This is a genomic window from Parageobacillus thermantarcticus (assembly GCF_900111865.1).
Taxonomy (GTDB): Bacteria; Bacillota; Bacilli; order Bacillales; family Anoxybacillaceae; genus Parageobacillus; species Parageobacillus thermantarcticus.
The window spans coordinates 66,522-84,147 of sequence record NZ_FOJS01000002.1 but is presented as its reverse complement, the minus strand read 5'-3'; the positions used below and the strand labels follow the sequence as shown (position 1 = coordinate 84,147).

Annotated in this window: 13 protein-coding genes and 1 pseudogene; 8 read left to right on the top strand and 6 right to left on the bottom strand. The window is 47.3% G+C overall.

Annotation, left to right across the window (positions count from 1 at the left end):
- Positions 1 to 41 precede the first annotated feature (41 nt).
- Genes narI through BM278_RS02465 form a run of 4 tightly spaced genes read right to left on the bottom strand, consistent with a single transcriptional unit; the run spans position 42 to position 6,460 of the window.
- On the bottom strand, positions 42 to 746 hold the full coding sequence (gene narI, locus BM278_RS02480) for a respiratory nitrate reductase subunit gamma (RefSeq protein WP_090947821.1): 705 nt from the start codon (positions 744 to 746) through the stop codon (positions 42 to 44).
- Between the two features lie 3 nt (positions 747 to 749).
- Positions 750 to 1,298, bottom strand: coding sequence for a nitrate reductase molybdenum cofactor assembly chaperone (gene narJ / locus BM278_RS02475; RefSeq protein WP_090947820.1), 549 nt, complete (start codon positions 1,296 to 1,298; stop codon positions 750 to 752).
- A gap of 16 nt (positions 1,299 to 1,314) precedes the next feature.
- A complete protein-coding gene (narH, locus tag BM278_RS02470; protein WP_090947819.1) occupies positions 1,315 to 2,787 on the bottom strand; it encodes a nitrate reductase subunit beta in 1,473 nt (490 codons plus the stop codon).
- Positions 2,777 to 6,460 carry a nitrate reductase subunit alpha gene (locus tag BM278_RS02465; RefSeq protein WP_090947818.1) on the bottom strand — a complete coding sequence of 1,228 codons (3,684 nt, stop codon included), beginning with the start codon at positions 6,458 to 6,460 and terminating at the stop codon, positions 2,777 to 2,779. The genes narH and BM278_RS02465 overlap by 11 nt, the downstream gene beginning before the upstream one ends.
- A gap of 199 nt (positions 6,461 to 6,659) precedes the next feature.
- On the opposite strand from BM278_RS02465, the gene BM278_RS02460 reads away from it, so the two are divergent.
- The 6 genes from BM278_RS02460 (at position 6,660) to BM278_RS02430 (ending at position 11,981) form a co-directional block, all read left to right on the top strand.
- Positions 6,660 to 7,166 carry a metal-dependent hydrolase gene (locus BM278_RS02460; RefSeq protein WP_090947817.1) on the top strand — a complete coding sequence of 169 codons (507 nt, stop codon included), beginning with the start codon at positions 6,660 to 6,662 and terminating at the stop codon, positions 7,164 to 7,166.
- Positions 7,167 to 7,596: 430 nt separating this feature from the next.
- Positions 7,597 to 7,974 carry a hypothetical protein gene (locus BM278_RS02450; RefSeq protein ID WP_244151069.1) on the top strand — a complete coding sequence of 126 codons (378 nt, stop codon included), beginning with the start codon at positions 7,597 to 7,599 and terminating at the stop codon, positions 7,972 to 7,974.
- Positions 7,901 to 8,656, top strand: a complete 756-nt coding sequence (gene yidC / locus BM278_RS02445) for a membrane protein insertase YidC (protein ID WP_090947815.1) — start codon at positions 7,901 to 7,903, stop codon at positions 8,654 to 8,656. Before BM278_RS02450 ends, yidC begins: the two co-directional genes overlap by 74 nt.
- A 583-nt stretch (positions 8,657 to 9,239) precedes the next feature.
- Positions 9,240 to 9,791, top strand: coding sequence for a cysteine hydrolase family protein (locus tag BM278_RS02440; RefSeq protein ID WP_090947814.1), 552 nt, complete (start codon positions 9,240 to 9,242; stop codon positions 9,789 to 9,791).
- Between the two features lie 75 nt (positions 9,792 to 9,866).
- Positions 9,867 to 11,336: a nicotinate phosphoribosyltransferase gene (locus BM278_RS02435; protein ID WP_090947813.1), complete on the top strand. Its 1,470-nt coding sequence runs from the start codon at positions 9,867 to 9,869 to the stop codon at positions 11,334 to 11,336.
- A gap of 264 nt (positions 11,337 to 11,600) precedes the next feature.
- The gene (locus tag BM278_RS02430) at positions 11,601 to 11,981 is read left to right on the top strand and encodes a hypothetical protein (protein ID WP_143093409.1); all 381 of its coding nucleotides are present in this window, start codon (positions 11,601 to 11,603) and stop codon (positions 11,979 to 11,981) included.
- A gap of 80 nt (positions 11,982 to 12,061) precedes the next feature.
- Here BM278_RS02430 and pepF read toward each other — a convergent pair whose 3' ends face one another.
- Complete coding sequence (pepF, locus tag BM278_RS02425) at positions 12,062 to 13,918, bottom strand: oligoendopeptidase F (RefSeq protein WP_167359568.1); 1,857 nt, start codon at positions 13,916 to 13,918, stop codon at positions 12,062 to 12,064.
- Between the two features lie 131 nt (positions 13,919 to 14,049).
- Between pepF and BM278_RS02420 the strand changes: the two genes are divergently transcribed.
- A complete protein-coding gene (locus BM278_RS02420; protein WP_090947810.1) occupies positions 14,050 to 14,940 on the top strand; it encodes an aldo/keto reductase in 891 nt (296 codons plus the stop codon).
- A gap of 29 nt (positions 14,941 to 14,969) precedes the next feature.
- Positions 14,970 to 17,126 carry a DNA topoisomerase III gene (locus tag BM278_RS02415; protein WP_090947809.1) on the top strand — a complete coding sequence of 719 codons (2,157 nt, stop codon included), beginning with the start codon at positions 14,970 to 14,972 and terminating at the stop codon, positions 17,124 to 17,126.
- A 9-nt stretch (positions 17,127 to 17,135) separates the two neighbouring features.
- On the opposite strand, the pseudogene BM278_RS02410 reads toward BM278_RS02415, so the two are convergent.
- A pseudogene (locus tag BM278_RS02410) lies at positions 17,136 to 17,576 on the bottom strand (GNAT family N-acetyltransferase).
- Positions 17,577 to 17,626 lie beyond the last annotated feature (50 nt).

The window sequence follows — 17,626 nt, the reverse complement described above, 5'->3', positions numbered from 1 at the left end:
TGATGGAATATATGTGAAAGGGGGATTCAGACATGTTTTGATCAATGAATCTGATGCGGCTGTTCCGCTTGCTTCGGCATGCGTTTGCGGTACACGACATAGCTTCGGCGCAAGTAGCGAAGCGGAAAGCTAAACACATGCACGAGCCGTGTAAACGGCCAAACGGCAAAAATGCCAAACGCTGCAATCACATGAATTTGAAACCAGATTGGAACTTGTTCCATATAAGCTGGATTTGGCCGGAACGTTAGGACGCTGCGGAACCATGGGCCGATTGTTGTGCGGTAATCAAAGCCGTTCGAATCGATATTAAGAAGCGTAGAAGAAAGGCCGGTCAGGATGACAACCGCAAGGAAAAAGAGAGCGACCCAGTCGCTGCGGCTGCTTGTTGCCCGCACTCGTTTTACTGTTATGCGGCGGCGAATGAGGATGATAAGCCCGATGAAAGCGAGCAGTCCCGCTGGAATGCCGCCGACAAGAGCAATGAGATGATATGTTTCTTCCGATATGCCAAGCGTTTGGTAAACTGGTTCAGGAATCAAAATTCCCATGACATGTCCTATGAAGACAAACAGTATTCCCCAATGAAAGAGAAGGCTGCCGAGACGTAGCTGCTTTTTTTCCAATACTTCGCTCGATTTCGAGGTCCAGCCGAATTGGTCGTATTGGTAACGCCAAATATGCCCGCCGATAAAAATGGTTAAGGAAATATAAGGTAAAATTACCCAAAGAAATTGTTTGAGCACGGGTTACACACTTCCTTTCGCGATTAGCTTTACGCCGAGTTCTTCAAGTGCTAGAAAAATGGCGTCGAAAATGGCGGTGTAAGGACTTCGATTGGCAGCAAGCTGTTTTCTGATTTCGCTGATATTGTCCGCGTATGTTTCAAAGAGCGGAACAACATGATGTTGTTCCGCATAGGCGGCAAACTCAAGCATGAGCGGCAAATAATCGGGAAGCTCTTGCTCAGTCGTATCAAAGCCAGCTGCTTTGTAGCGCTGTTTCAGCTGCAAAAGTTCCATTCCCCGCTCACGCTGTTCGCCGGTATTCATGTAGGTGACGTACAAATTCGTTTTTTTGCCGAAATCAAATGTTTCGACGTATTGTTCCATGCGCTGCCGGGCAGGGATGGTTTGGATTTCATGGATAAAAGCGGTGATTTTATCGATAATCGCCTCATTTTGCACGGTGCGGATCGCTTCTAAGCAATCGTCCAACGAATTTGCCCATGCATCATCGGGATATGATAATAAATAGGAAGTACACAAAAATACTGTTTTCATTTGTTCTCTGTTCATCATTCATCACCCCGCATTAAGAAAGCGTGCCGCAGGAGCCAGGGCCGCCGGCGAACGCCAAGCCGCAGCTTCCTTGTTCCGCATATAATTCCGCGACTTCTTCGCGGTGGGAGGAAGGAATGACGAAGCGGTCATGGTATTTGGCGATCGCGAGCAGGCGATACATTTCTTCGATATCTTGTTCGCTTAGCCCAAGTTCTTCGATAATGTGGATATTCGGCTGTTTGTTCGTTTGTTTTGCGCGCATATAAGAACGCATCGCCGCCATTTTTTTCAACGTAATGCGGATATGTGCTTCATCACCGGCTGTTAGCAAGTTCGCCAAATATTCGATCGGGATGCGCATTTCATCAATCGCCGGGAAAATGTCTTCCGCGTTCGCTTTGCTTCCTTTTCCTTCGAACATGTTCATGATCGGGCTTAATGGCGGAATGTACCATACCATTGGCAATGTCCGGTATTCTGGATGAAGCGGAAGCGCGATTTTCCAGTCGACAATCATTTTATAAATCGGCGAACGCTGCGCCGCTTCAATCCATTCATCCGGAATGCCTTCTTCTTTTGCTTTTGCGATCACTTCCGGATCATGCGGATCGAGGAAAATGCCAAGCTGGGCGTGGTACAGCGCTTTTTCATCTTCCACGCTTGCCGCTTCTTTCACTTTGTCGGCATCGTAAAGCATGACGCCGATATAGCGGATGCGGCCAACGCACGTTTCCGCGCAAATCGTCGGCATGCCCGCTTCAATGCGCGGGAAGCAGAGCGTGCATTTTTCCGCTTTATTTGTTTGCCAGTTGAAATATACTTTTTTATACGGACAGCTCGTTACGCAATAGCGCCAAGCGCGGCAGGCGTTTTGGTCGACGAGGACAATGCCGTCCTCGTCGCGTTTGTACATCGCACCCGACGGGCAGCTTGACACGCACGCCGGATTGATGCAATGCTCGCAAATGCGTGGCAAATACATCATAAAGACGTTTTCGAACTCCGCCCGGATCGATTGTTCCATTTTGACGACGTTTGGGTCTTTTAGACCGGTAATATGGGCGCCGGCAAGGTCGTCTTCCCAGTTCGGTCCCCATGACAGTTCCATGAATTCGCCGGTAATCGCTGATTTCGGACGGGCGACCGGCTGATGGCGTTTTTCGGGACTATTTGTCAATGTTTCGTAATCGTAATTCCACGGTTCGTAATAATCATCAATCGTTGGCTGGTATGGGTTGTAAAACAAGTTGACAAGACGCATCGCTTTCGAACCGGATTTGAGCTGAAGCTCGCCGTTTTTGAGCTCCCAGCCGCCTTTATATTTGTCTTGGTCTTCCCATTGTTTCGGATAACCGATTCCCGGTTTCGTTTCTACGTTGTTGAAATACATGTATTCCGCGCCGGGACGGTTTGTCCATGTGTTTTTGCAAGTGACGCTGCACGTATGGCAGCCGATGCATTTATCCAAGTTCATCACCATGCCGACTTGCGCTTTAATCTTCAAGCCAATCGACCTCCTCTAATTTGCGAATAATGACGTACAAGTCGCGTTGGTTTCCCGTTGGTCCGTAATAGTTGAAGCCGTAGCTTAATTGCGCGTATCCGCCGATCATATGCGTCGGCTTTACATGGATGCGCGTCGGGCTGTTGTGCGTGCCGCCGCGGTTGTTCGTCAGCTTCGTGCCCGGAACGTTAATGTGCCGGTCTTGCGCATGATGCATAAAGGCCATGCCGCGCGGCAAGCGATGGGAAACAACAGCGCGGGCAACGACGACTCCGTTTCGGTTGAAACATTCAATCCAGTCGTTATCGCGAATGCCTGCTTCTTCAGCGTCATCTTTGTTGATCCAAACGGTCGGGCCGCCGCGGAAAAGGGTGAGCATTGGCAGAGCATCGAAGTACATGCTGTGAATCGACCATTTGTTATGTGGCGTTAAATAGTTTAGAATAATTTCTTTTCCTTTGGCGTCTGGACGCTTTTTCGAGAACGGACGGTGCTGCAACATCGGCTTAAACGTCGCCATCGCTTCGCCAAATTCGTGCATAAGCTCATGGTCGAGATAGAATGATTGCCGCCCTGTCAATGTGCGCCAAGGAATGAGCCGCTCGACGTTCGTCGTAAACGGCGAATAACGCCGTCCTCCTTTTTCTGAGCCGCTGAATGCCGGCGAGGTGATCACTGTTTTCGGCTGCGCTGTGATTTGTTCAAACGTAAAACATTCTTCTTCGCGTTCTTTTGCCAAATCAGCGAGCGATAAATCCGTTTTTTTCTCAAGCGCTTCCCACGCTTTTACCGCCACTTTGCCGTTCGTCGTCGAGGATAATGTGAGAATCGCTTCCGCCACGTTTTTCGCAGCGCTGATGTCCGGACAGCCAGCGGCAACCGACGCTCCTTTAATTGTTCCTAACGTTTTTTTCAATTTTTCATATTCGTCTTTAGCTGACCAAGCGATGCCTTTTATGCCCATTGGCTGTTTGGCTACGTTCGGTCCAAGTGCGATCATTTTCTCGTAAATGAGCGTATAATCGCGTTCAACGACGTGAATGTTCGGCATCGTTTTTCCCGGAATCGGTTCGCACTCGCCTTTGCTCCAGTCGAGGACTTTGCCGAACGGCTGCGCCAGTTCTTGTGCTGTATCGTGCATAAGCGGAGTGGCAACGACTTCTTTGACCGGCTTCATGCCGATTTGTTTGGCGACGTCGGAAACGGCTTTCGCCAGCGATTTGAAGATATCCCAATCCGAACGTGCTTCCCATGGTGCGGAAATCGCCGGATTGAACGGATGAATAAATGGATGCATATCGGTGCTGCTTAAATCGTGTTTTTCATACCATGTCGCCGCCGGAAGAACGACATCAGAGTAAAGCGCCGTTCCCGCCATGCGGAAGTCAAGGTTCACTAACAAGTCGAGTTTTCCTTCTGGTGCCTTGTCGCGCCATTTGATTTCTTGCGGCCGCAGGCTGTCCTTATCATCGTTTAACAAGCCGTGCGTCGTGCCAAGCAAGTGTTTTAAGAAATATTCATGGCCTTTGCCGGAGCTCGAAATTAAGTTCGCGCGCCAGACGATTAAGTTTCTTGGAAAATTGACTTCATTGTCCGGGTCTTCGATCGCAAACTGCAATTGCTTCGTTTTGAGCTGTTCGGCCACGTAATTTCCGATTTGTTCCGGAGTTGTTGCGCCATTGGCAATCGCTTCTTTGTAAAGATCAATGCCGTTTTTGTTAAACGTCGGATAAGACGGAAGCCAGCCAAGCCGAGCAGCGAGCACGTTATAATCCGCGTAATGCGAATAGCGCGCTTTTTTCACAAGCGGTGATACGAGTTCATCGACCGGCGTTTCTTCATAGCGCCATTGATCGGTCGCAAAGTAGAAGAACGATGTACCGTTTTGCAATTTCGGCGGCGCTGTCCAATCACGTGCTGTCATAATTATTTGCCATCCTTCTGCCGGACGAAGTTTTTCTTGCCCGACATAGTGCGCCCAGCCGCCGCCATTGACGCCTTGCGCGCCGACGAACAAGACGAGGTTTAATACGGCGCGGTAAATCGTATCGGAGTTAAACCAATGGTTAATGCCAGCGCCGACAATAATCATCGAGCGTCCATTCGTGTCGATCGCGTTTTGCGCAAACTCGCGCGCGATTTTTATGACAAGCTCCCGTTTCACTCCTGTAATCGCTTCTTGCCACGCCGGCGTAAACGGAACAAGGTCGTCATATGTTCGGGCAACGTTTCCGCCAATGCCGCGGTCAATGCCATAATTGGCAAGAACGAGATCATAAACGGTTGTGACATATGTTTCGCCGTCTGCAGTTTGCACTTTTTTTGCCGGGACAACGCGTTCGATCGTTTTGCTTCCTTCATCGGAGAAGTAAGGAATATGAATCGTGATAAGCTCATTTTCGATGCCTAAAAAAGACAGACGTGGTTCAATCGGCTGTTCTGTTTCCTCATCGACCATATGCAAATTCCATTTTCCTTGGCCGTCCCAGCGTGAGCCGATCGTTCCGTTTGGGATCACAAACGAGTTTGTGCTGTCATCGTAAACGATCGGTTTCCATTCGGCGTTGGTGACGTTGCGGCCGAGATCTTTTGCTTGCAAGAAGCGGCCGGCCACCCATTTGTCGCCATCTTTTTTTAAGGTGACGACGAACGGAAAATCGGTATATGTTTTCGCGTATTGCTGAAAGTAAGGAATTTGCTGATCGACGTAATATTCTTTTAAAATGACATGCCCCATTGCCATCGCGAGTGCGCCGTCGGTTCCTTGTTTGACGCTGAGCCAATCGTCGGCAAATTTTGTGGATTCGGCATAATCCGGACTGACGGAAACAACTTTTGCGCCACGGTAACGGGCTTCTGCTAAAAAGTGGGCGTCCGGTGTCCTTGTGAGCGGCACGTTCGAGCCCCATGTAATAATGTAGCCGGAGTTATACCAGTCGCTCGATTCGGGAACGTCGGTTTGATCGCCCCAAATTTGCGGCGATGCCGGCGGTAAGTCCGCATACCAGTCGTAAAAGCTGAGCATCGGTCCGCCTATGAGCTGCATAAAGCGCGAACCAGCTGCATGGCTGACCATTGACATCGCGGGAATTGGCGAAAAGCCGACATTGCGATCCGGGCCGTATTTGATGACGGTATATAATAAGGAGGTAGCGACTAGCGTTAACGCTTCATCCCAGCTGACGCGGACAAATCCGCCTTTTCCGCGCGCTTGTTTATACTGTTTTGCTTTTTCCGGATTTTCGACGATGCTTTTCCAAGCGTCAAGCGGATTTTTATGTTCTTTTAACGCTTCCCGCCACATATCCATCAAGACGCCGCGCACGTATGGATATTTAACGCGGAGCGGGCTGTAAATGTACCATGAAAAACTTGCGCCGCGGGGGCAGCCGCGCGGTTCAAAATCTGGCATATCCGGTCCGGTCGACGGATAATCGATTTGTTGTCCTTCCCATGTGACAATGCCGTCTTTGACGAAGATGTTCCAGCTGCACGAACCAGTGCAGTTAACTCCATGGGTCGAACGAACGACTTTATCGTGCTGCCAGCGGCGGCGGTAAACATTTTCCCAATCGCGGTCGCCGTACGTCATTTCACTATGATCATTGGCGTACCGTTCAATCGGTTTTATATATTTGAAACGGTTCAATAATGGAGATCGTTTTCGTTTCATTTTGTTTCACTCCTTCAACAATTTGTGTAATTTACTATAGCCATAATGGAAATAAAGAGATGTGAACTTTGTCACATTTGTCTCGATTGTCACAAATCTGTCAAACGGTGACGAAAAATAGAAATATACAAAAAACGAACAAACATTCTTTTTATGTGCTATAATTAAGGAAAAATTTTTTTATATGCAGGAGGTCACATTGCGATATCATAGTCATATTGTTACGTCATTACTATTGGGAGCAACAGCAGCGGCGCAAACATCGCTTTCGTTTACGGTAAGCTATACGGCGGGAATTGTCGTCGGCAGCTTGCTTCCGGACATTGACGAGCCGACATCGTACGTCGGGCGGCGTTCGTTTGGGGTATCGAATAAAGTAAAAGAAGCGTTCGGCCATCGCGGCATGACCCACTCGCTTTTCGTATGGGGAATGATCGCGCTTGTTGTGATGTGGGAATCCTCTTCGCTATTTGCGGCTGGCTTTGCGCTCGGCTATTTGTTTCATATTCTCGAAGACTTTTTCTCTGTTCAAGGTGTGCCTCTCTGTTGGCCGTTCACTACAAAGCGGTTTAAAATTCCGCTCTATCGCACAGGTAATATTGTAGAAAAGGCGCTGTTTTACGCGGCGTTTGTTTTGCTTATCTATCTCGGCACAAAAGAACAGCTGTTTTCCGAATGGTGGCGGTCGCTCACTTTGTTTTGGTGAGGAAAAAGGAAAAGTGTGATCGCGGCGAATGATAGATAAAAGGAAGTAAATTTTCTAAAGAGGGGGAGAGGCGATGAAAGAGAAATATCCTGTGCTGCCGGGGGCGGAGCCGTTTTATTTTGAAGGCAGCCAAGCGTGAACTGGCACTTTTGTTGAGGATGAAAAAGAAGATTTTGCCAAATGGGATATGGCGCCAATGCAGCGTCTGTCGGCGGAAAAATAACGGTGCACATGTTTCGGAAATCTTTTTCTTTTCTTTTTTCGATCAGTTTGCTATGTTATGTAAGGAAACGTTTTTCGTGGATCCAAGTCTTGATTATTGTGTTAATTAGTGAACTTAGGTTTCGAAAAAATCAAACTGCTTTTGTTGCTTCTTGTTACATAAATTTTCGAACTTGATCTTTTTTGTGAATCGAAAAGAGGTGGGAGAATGGAAGCTCCCTTTGATTTGCTGACGTATGTGTCGCTTGTTGGCGCACTGCTTGTTGTTGTGAAATACTATATCGGCGAATGCCACAAAACAAAAGCTTTTTTATATGACGTTGCGTTTGCGCATGCGGAGCAGAAGGAAGATGGTGCATGCAGTGCTTGTGTTGTCGTCCCTTTCCGCCGTTTTTTTGCATTGCAAAAGCGGAAAATTCCTGTGTGCGAACGTTCACATCCATCTGATGAAGAAGGAAGGAGACCTCTTGCGTTTCTGTATATGAATGATACGATACACGAGGAGGTCTCTTATGAAAAAGTGGCTGTTTGCATTATTGGGAACGGTTGTTTTATTGAGCGGCTGCAACCGCAACGCGCCGATTGATGAGCATAGTCAAGGGATATGGGATCATTATTTTGTCTATCCGATGTCGAAATTGCTTTTAATCCTTGGTCATTTTTTTGGTAATAACTATGGCATTGCGATCATCGTGTTAACGTTGATCGTTCGCGTTTGCTTGCTTCCGCTTATTATAAAGCAGTTTAAAACGTCGATTGCCATGCAAAAGCTTCGCCCGGAACTGCAAAAGCTTCAGGAGAAATATAAAGGTACCGATCTCGAAACGCAGCGTAAGCTTCAGCAGGAAATGATGCAACTCTATCAAAAGCACGGCGTCAACCCAGCGAGCGGCTGCCTGCCGGTGCTGATTCAAATGCCAATTTTTATGGCGCTTTATTACGCGATTTTGCGCACTCAGGAAATTAAGCTTCATTCGTTTTTATGGGTGCAGCTCGGCCATCGCGATCCGTACTTCATTTTGCCGATTTTGGCCAGCCTCACGACATTCATTTCGCTGCGCTTGTCGCCGTCGATGACGGAAGAGCAAATGCCGCAAATCGCGATGATGTCGTATATCATGCCGATCATGATTTTTATCGGGGCAAGTTCCGTTCCGTCCGCCTTGTCGCTTTACTGGGTTGTCGGCGGCTGTTTCTCGATCGCCCAATCGCTAATTTTGCGCGTGCAACTAAAAGCGGTTAAAGCTGCAGAAAACAGACGGGCATAACAATTCCCCCGCTTTCCATTTAACGGAAAGCGGGACTGCTTTTATTTATGATCACTCACGAGACATCACCGTTTTTTAACTTTAGTGGTAAAGAACACGAGAAAATAGATCATTGAAAAGCAGTATCGCTTAGTAAATGAGTAGAACATCCCACACTGGAGAAAATCCGTTTCTTTTTCATGAGGAATTGGGATGAACTAGAATCCAGAAAACAAAGATCAAGTCCTGATTATTGTATAAAAATGCGCTTTCGGTCTAGCAAATTTAGGTCTTGGCAAAATCAAACTACTTTTTTCCGTTTCTTTTTACACCTTAACCGAAAACAAATCACATGGAAAAAGGGACTCTTTTCCTGTATCATAATAGTTGTACAAACAATGAAAAACAGGAGATAAGATTAGCTCCTGTCTAAAAATAATATATTGCTTCGCCGGTTGCTAAGGTAATCATTTGCAAGAAAAGCGGTTTCGGATACTGTCAAGGTGTTTTATGTATTCATTAGGCAGCGAGCAAAAATGATCAAATAGCGGCGAAGCAAACGGATTCTACCTTTGCTCGATCGAATGGTTAGGAGGAGATGCGGATGAAAAGAGCGTTAATCAATATTGATTATACGGTCGATTTTATCGCCGATCACGGTGCGCTTACGTGCGGAAAGCCCGGCCAGCAGATTGAGTCGGAACTTGTGCAAATTACGAAACAGTTTATCGAAAACGGCGATTATGTCGTATTTGCGATCGACCTTCATAAAGTTGGCGACACGTATCATCCGGAAACGAAGCTGTTTCCACCGCATAATATCGAAGGCACGGACGGCCGGAGATTGTATGGAGAATTGGAAGCGGTTTATCAGGCGAACAAACATAGAGACAATGTGTATTGGATGGATAAGACGAGATATAGCGCATTTGCCGGTACGGATTTAGAAATAAAGCTGAGAGAACGAGGAATTGCGGAAGTTCATTTAGTCGGCTGCTGTACCGACATATGTGTGCTTCATACAGCGGTCGATGCGTATAATAAGGGGTTCCGCATTGTCGTACATAAAAAAGCAGTCGCAAGCTTCAATCCTGTTGGGCATGAATGGGCGCTCGAACACTTTAAACATTCATTAGGTGCAGAAGTAGTGGAATAATAGAATAAAAGTGGTAGAATAAACGGAGGATATGCTTTTTTTGTCAAATCGAATCGTTGTTTTGGAGGTAGCACAATGAACGAAAAGTACGCGGATGATAGCTTTACTCTTCATACGGACTTATATCAAATCAATATGGTAGAGACGTATTGGGAAGACGGCATTCATCAACGTAAAGCAGTATTTGAAGTCTTTTTCCGAAAACTTCCTTTTGGAAACGGATATGCCGTATTTGCCGGATTGGAAAGAGTAATTCAATATTTGCAAAATTTCCGTTTTTCTGAAAGTGATATTGAATATTTGCGCTCGGAGTTAGGCTATCAGGAAGATTTTTTAGAGTATTTGAAAACCGTGCGTTTCACAGGGACGTTGCGTTCGATGAAGGAAGGGGAAATCGTTTTTGGCAACGAACCGATTTTGCGCATTGAGGCGCCGCTAGCGGAAGCGCAGCTCGTGGAAACGGCGATTTTAAACATTGTTAACTTTCAAACGTTAATCGCGACGAAAGCGTCCCGGATTAAACATATTCTTGGCGATGAGCCGGCGATGGAATTCGGCAGCCGGCGAGCGCACGAGTTGGACGCTGCGTTGTGGGGGGCGCGCGCCGCGTATATCGGTGGCTTTGATGCGACTTCCAACGTGCGGGCGGGTAAGCTTTTTGGGATTCCTGTCGTGGGTACGCATGCGCATGCGATGATCCAAGCGTATCAAGACGAATACACCGCCTTTCATAAATATGCGCGCCGCCATAAAGATTGCGTCTTTCTTGTCGACACGTATGATACGTTGAAATCGGGCGTGCCAAATGCGATTCGTGTCGCGAAAGAGCTGGGCGATCAAATTAATTTTATTGGCATCCGCATCGACAGCGGCGATCTTGCCTATTTGTCGAAAGAAGCGAGAAAAATGCTTGATGAGGCGGGATTTACGAATGCGAAAATTTTTGCTTCCAACGATTTAGACGAAGAGACGATCATTAATTTAAAATCCCAAGGCGCGAAAATCGACGTATGGGGAATCGGCACGAAATTAATTACGGCATACGATCAGCCGGCGTTGGGCGCCGTTTATAAAATGGTCGCCATCGAAGACGAAAACGGAAACATGGTCGATACGATCAAAATCAGCGGAAACCCGGAAAAAGTCACAACCCCTGGGTTGAAGCGGGTGTACCGCATTGTCAATAAAATCAACCAAAAAGCGGAAGGCGATTATATTGCGCTAGAAAATGAAAATCCGCAACAAGAAGAACGGCTGAAAATGTTTCATCCTGTTTACACGTTTATCAGCAAATTTGTTACGAATTTTGAGGCGAGAGATTTGCATGAAACGATTTTTGAAAACGGTAAGCTGGTGTACACTTCCCCGCCGTTGAAGGAAATCCAAGATTTCGTTAAGGAAAATTTGAAATTGTTTTGGGATGAGTATAAACGGACAATGAATCCCGAACAATATCCCGTCGATTTAAGCCAAGCCTGTTGGGACAATAAAATGGAGAACATAAGGAAAGTGAAGGAGAAAATTGACAAATTGGGAGAATATTAAGATAGGTTAGTGTAACTGTTTTTTATAAACATGAAAAAAGATCATCGACGCGCGATGATCTTTTTTGTTTTCTGGTGGTTTTCGGGCATTGGTTGTAAGTGAATAACTGACTTAAGGTTAGTTGAAATTAATTGATTCACTGCGGGAACATTTATCTTTCAAGCGCCGTCTAATAAGGAAAAGGCATAAGGAGAAGCGGTAGCCATGAAAAAATGTGTTGCCGTGTTGCTGATCGCAAGTTTATGCAGTTTAGGGGCATACTTTTTGGCGACTGCCAGCCCCAAGCCTCCTGTGCCGGATGTATCAGCGGCGGGTAAAAAAGTTCCGGTTATACAAGGTTCTTACTGTTGGAAAGCATTTTTCTCGACAAAATGTGTCGATTGGGCTTATGCGCCTCCGTTGAAAATAGGAAACAGACAAGAACCGGTTGAGGTCGCGCCTTCTTCACCAATAAAAATACATTTTGAAAAAGAACCCGTTTCCTTATCGGTAAAGCGTAAGATTAACGAAGAAAAAGAAATAAATGTAAAAATGATGAATCAAAAAATTAATGCACCAAGTGAAAGCGGGACATATGTTTATCATCTTATCGTGAACTGGAGACAAGGAGACGGCAGCTATGTTTTTCGGATTAAAGTCAAATAATACTGTTTATTGATTGGATGAAAAAGCGCTGGCTCGAAAAGGCCCGGAAAGCGACCTTTTGGAGCCAGTTCCGTTTTCAGTTACAGTTTTCTTTGCTTTTTCAACAGCTGTTCCATTTCGCGAACGAGCGAATCGAAATAAGAAAGCAGGTTCTCAAGCGGCTCCGGCGATGTCATGTCCACTCCCGCTTTTTGCAAAAGGCGGATCGGGTCGTCAGATGCGCCGGCGCTTAAAAATTGCAAATAGCGTTTCGTCGCTTCTTTGGTTTTGTCCGCTTTCATTTGCTTGACAAGTTCGAAAGAGGCGGCGAGGGATGTCGCGTATTTGTAGACATAAAACGCGTCATAAAAATGCGGGATGCGCAGCCATCCGCTTGCAGCTTCTGGATCGGCGGCGTAAGCAGGGCCGTGGTATTTTTTCAATAAACGAAGCCAAAGAGCGTTCAGTTCGCCAGCGGTTAAGCTCCCGCCTTGCCGCACTTTGTCATGGATGGCCTGTTCGAACTCGGAATACATCACTTGCGTGTATAGTGTGCCGCGAATTTGCTCGAGTTGTTGATTGAGCAAATACAGCTTTTCTTCGTCTGTTTTCGCCCGCTTCATCAAGTAATCCATCATCAGCCATTCGTTGGCGGTGGAGGCGACTTCTGCGGTGAAAATCGATTGCCCGGAATAATGGTACGGCTGCGTTTTGTTTGTGTAAACGGAATTCATCGCATGGCCGATTTCATGGGCGATCGTCAGCATTGCGTTAAGCGACCCGTCATAGTTGAGCAAAATAAACGGATGGGTGTCATACGCTCCGGTATTATAGCCGCCCGTATATTTTTTCGGGCGCGGATATGCGTCAAGCCAGCGCTGTTCGAAAGCGAGCTGCACGTGTTTGATGTAGTCGTCGCCGAGCGGTTTCAACCCTTCAATAAGGAACGTCTGTGCCGTTTCAATCGGAAACTTCATTTTTTTTGCGACCGCCTCGTCGCTGAGCGGAACGTACATATCGTAGCTATGGACGCGGTCGACGCCGAGCGCTTTTTTGCGCAATTCGACATAGCGGTGCAGCGATGGCAGATGATCGTTCACGGTTGAGATAAGATTCGTGAACACTTGTTTTGGCACATCATCGGCTGACAGTGCCGCCTCGAGGCCGGAGCGATATTTTCGCGCTTTCGCGTGCAATTCGTCCGCTTTCACCGAAGCGTATAGCGTGGCGGCAGAGGTGTTTTCGATCGTTTCATAGCTTTGAAAACGCGTTTGAAACGCCCGCTTGCGGTAGCTGCGGTCTGGGTGTTCAAGCGCTTTCGTATAGTTTTCATCCGTCAGCGGAACCGTTTTCCCGTCCGGCGTGCGGATGGAAGGAGGCTCATAATCGCTGCGCGCGGCATGGTTATAAATGTTTTCCGGATCGCTCATGATGGGGGAGAGCTTGGCAAGCAGCTGTTCCTCCCGTTTGGAAAGCGTATGTTTTTTTTGTTCGCGCAATTCTTGAAAATAATAGCGGTACGGCTGAAGCGGCTTGCTTTTTTGCAGCTTGGCAAGCGTCTGCTCGGAAAGCGACAGCAGTTCCGGCTCGATAAACGCCGTTTTTGCTGCATATTTGGCCGCGAGCGTCTCCACTTTCGCTTTCAGCTGCGCCGCGGTCTCGTCTTCCATATTTAAATCTTGTTTTAAGTGAGCATAAAGCGACAATTTTTCAAGCTTTCGTGCTATCCTTTCATTAAGGGCAAACAGCTTGGCGACATTGGCGGCGCGCTGGAGCGTTCCTTCATAGTGGGAAAGTTTTGGCAGCGCATCGGCGGCCGCTTGATAGTCCCGCTCAAAATCGGCTTCCGATGCGTAAATGTCGGCAAGGTTCCATTGATATTTTGTTTTCGCTGCCAAAGCGTGCGATGGCGCAAGCAACAGTACGATCATCAGCCATACATATAGCTGTTTTTTCATCATCTTCCCATTCCTTTCCTGTTTTTCCGTTGTTACGTAGTATGTGCAAAAAGGGATGGATTACTCGAACGAGAAAGAATGGAAATTGATGAGGAATGGATAAAGTGCAAAAATGAAGAGGAGGACGAGCAGTGGAACGAATTCGTTTAGCAGAAGATTTAACATTTTCCCGCATCATTCACGGATTATGGAGGCTAGCGGAGTGGAACTATTCGAAAGAACAGATATTGGCGCTTATTGAATTTTGTCTCGAACAAGGGATTACGACATTTGATCATGCCGATATTTACGGAAAATATACGTGCGAGTCGCTGTTTGGCGAAGCGCTGGCGTTAAAGCCAAGCTTGCGCAGGCAAATCGAAATTGTGACGAAATGCGGGATTAAGCTTGCGTCAAAATACGGCTTGAAGCATTATGATACGAGCAAAGAACACATTATCGCATCCGTCCATCAGTCGCTAAAAAATTTCCGCACCGATTACATCGATGTGCTGCTTATTCACCGTCCGGATCCGTTTATGAATCCGGAAGAAGTGGCTGAGGCGTTCACGAAGCTGAAAAAAGAGGGGAAAGTGCGCCATTTTGGCGTGTCCAACTTTAAACGTTCACAGTTTAACATGCTGCAGTCGTATTTAGATTTTCCGCTCGTGACCAATCAAATAGAAGTGTCGGCATATCGCTTGGAAAATATGGAAGACGGTACGGTCGATTTATGTTTGGAAAAGCGGATCCCACCGATGGTGTGGTCCCCGCTTGCCGGCGGAAAACTATTTACTGCGACGGACGACAAAGCGGTGCGCCTGCGCGCGACGCTTGAGAAAATTAGAGACGAACTTGGCGCGGAAACGATCGACGAAGTATTATACGCATGGCTGCTTGTGCATCCGGCGCGGATGATGCCGATTGTCGGCTCCGGCAAAAAAGAGCGCATTATTCGTGCGGTGCGCGCGCTTGCGCTGCCGCTTCGCCGCGAGCAATGGTTTGAAATTTTGCAAAGCTCAATGGGGCATGAAGTGCCATAATCCGTAAAAACAGCAAGGGGAAGTCTGCCATGAAAGTGATCATCGCCGAAAAACCGGACCAAGGCGCGACGCTCGCGTCGATTTTTCAAACGAAAAAGCGTCAAGGCTATATCGAGATTTATCCGAACGAATTGTTTCCAAAAGGAGCGTATATGACGTGGGCGATCGGGCACCTTTTTCAGCTCGTTCCGCCCGAACGGTATCGCCCGGAGTGGAAACAATGGAAGTTGGAGACGCTGCCGATCATTCCGGAGCGTTTTCAATATGAGGTAGAAAAAGCGAAAGCGAAGCAGTTCGCGATTGTGAAAGAACTGCTTCGCAAACCGGAAGTGACGGAAATTATCCATGCCGGCGACGCCGGAAGGGAAGGGGAGCTGATTGTCCGCAACATTATTCATATGAGCGGCGTGAAAAAGCCAATGAAGCGGCTTTGGCTTTCATCATTGACACCGAAAGCGATTTACGAAGGATTCCGCCGTCTGCTAGATGAAGCAGAAACAAGAAATTTATATGAAGAGGCGTACGCGCGCGCTTGCGCCGATTGGCTCGTCGGGATGAACGCCTCGCGCGTGTACAGCATTTTGTTGAAGCAAAAAGGGATGGATGACGTTTTTTCAGTTGGAAGGGTACAAACGCCGACGCTCGCGCTCATCGTGAAACGGGAAAAAGAAATTGAACAGTTTCGCCCCGAACCGTTTTGGGAAGTGGTGGCGACATTTGCCATTGGCGGCAGGCAGTATGAAGGAAAATGGGCGAACGAAAAAGGAGAAACGCGGATCAAGGAAAAGCAGCTGGCGCAACAAATCGCCCAGTTTTGCCGAAACAAGCCCGCGATCGTGGGCGAAGTGAAAACGGAGCGAAAAACGTTTTTACCGCCGCTATTATTCAATTTGTCCTCCTTGCAGGCGACGGCAAACAAAGTGTATCAATTTTCCCCGAAAAAAACGCTCGATATTTTGCAAAAATTATACCAAAAAGGAATCGTGTCATATCCGCGTTCCGATTCCAATTATGTGACAAAAGGCGAGGCGGAAACGTTCCCGGATATTTTGCAAAAATTGCGGGCGTTTCCGGAGTACCAGCCATTTTTTCCGCTGCCGAACGCATCAATTTTACATAATAAACGTTATGTAAATGAAAAGAAAGTAACCGACCATTATGCGATCATCCCGACGGAGCAGGTGGTTGATCCAGCGAAGTTGTCGGTGGATGAGCGGAAAATTTACGATTTGGTCGTGTGCCGCCTCATTGCCGCTCATTACGAGGCGGCGGTGTTTGACTACACGACCGTCACGACGCTTGTCGATGGGCGCGCCCGCTTTATTTCGAAAGGCAAGCAGCAAATCGAGGAAGGATGGCGGAAAGTCATCAGCCAGCGCGAAGACGATGATGCCGTGCTTCTTCCTTCGCTCCATGAAGGCGAACGTGGCGATGTGTTGAACGTTCGCATCAAAGAAGGAAAGACGCAGCCGCCGAAACGGTATACAGAAGGGCAGCTCATTACTTTGATGAAAACAGCGGGGAAATTTTTAGATAACGAAGAATTAGAAAAAGTGCTTACCAAAACGGAAGGGCTCGGCACGGAAGCGACGCGCGCGGCGATCATTACAACGCTGAAAGAGCGCCATTACATCGAAGTAAAGAAAAATCAAGTGTATGCGACCGACAAAGCGAAAGTGCTGATCGAAGCGATTGGCGATCAAATTTTGGCATCTCCGGAAATGACGGCGAAATGGGAGCAGCGCTTAAGCGAAATCGGTGAAGGAAAAGCGTCGGCGGCGCAGTTTATGGAGCAAGTAAAAAAGCTCTCCGCAAAAATTGTCGAAGACGCCGTGGAAATGTCGGAAACATGGGACTTTGCCGGACTCGATACGGCGTCGATTCAACGGACAAAATCGAAAACGACGCTTGGAAAGCCGGTCGGCACTTGCAAGCTGTGCGGCGGCACGGTCATCGATAAAGGAACGTTTTACGGCTGCGCCAATTATGCCAAGACGAAATGCTCGTTTGCGATTTCGAAAAAAATTCTCGGCAAAACGATTTCGCAAGCGAATGTGAAAAAGCTGCTCGAGCGCGGCCAAACGAACGTCATTAAAGGATTTAAAAAAGGGGGAAAAACGTTTGATGCGGCGTTAGCGTGGGATGAAAAAGAGAAAAAAATAACGTTTTTGTTTGCGAAAAAATAATCTCCTTCCTCATGTCGAGGGGGAGATTATTTTTTCCATCAGCTGTTCCGGATGTCGCGGCGACTGAAAGCCAAACTGTTTGTATAGTCCGTGGGCGTCTTTTGTTGCGAGCAAAACGCGCTTTACAGAAGCGACGTCCGGATGCTACAATATACATTTCACTAGCCATTTGCCAAGCCCTTGTCCGCGAAATTCCTCATCAATAAAGACATCGCACAAATAGGCAAACGTCGCCCCATCAGTAACAACCCGCGCCAATCCGATTTGCGTCTGTTCATGAAACAATGAAAAGCATAAGGAATGTTCCAAAGATTTGATAATTGTCGCGCGGTCTCTCGTATTCGCCCAATAAGAGCGGGCGAGAAATTCGCAGACGCGGTCAACTTGCACAAGCGCTGGATCGGTGGAAAGCGTAAACGGGCCGTTTTTGTATTGGACGATTTGCAGCAAGTTTGTTGCTCCTTTCGCGTTTTTCCTCATTATATCGATAAAGTTAGAAA

What these genes read in the sequence shown, in the direction of transcription:
- narJ (WP_090947820.1), bottom strand. Translation starts at nt 1,298, where the DNA reads ATGAACAGAGAACAAATGAAAACAGTATTTTTGTGTACTTCCTATTTA.
- BM278_RS02465 (WP_090947818.1), bottom strand. Translation starts at nt 6,460, where the DNA reads ATGAAACGAAAACGATCTCCATTATTGAACCGTTTCAAATATATAAAA.
- BM278_RS02450 (WP_244151069.1), top strand. Translation starts at nt 7,597, where the DNA reads ATGGAAGCTCCCTTTGATTTGCTGACGTATGTGTCGCTTGTTGGCGCA.
- yidC (WP_090947815.1), top strand. Translation starts at nt 7,901, where the DNA reads ATGAAAAAGTGGCTGTTTGCATTATTGGGAACGGTTGTTTTATTGAGC.
- BM278_RS02440 (WP_090947814.1), top strand. Translation starts at nt 9,240, where the DNA reads ATGAAAAGAGCGTTAATCAATATTGATTATACGGTCGATTTTATCGCC.
- BM278_RS02435 (WP_090947813.1), top strand. Translation starts at nt 9,867, where the DNA reads ATGAACGAAAAGTACGCGGATGATAGCTTTACTCTTCATACGGACTTA.
- pepF (WP_167359568.1), bottom strand. Translation starts at nt 13,918, where the DNA reads ATGAAAAAACAGCTATATGTATGGCTGATGATCGTACTGTTGCTTGCG.
- BM278_RS02415 (WP_090947809.1), top strand. Translation starts at nt 14,970, where the DNA reads ATGAAAGTGATCATCGCCGAAAAACCGGACCAAGGCGCGACGCTCGCG.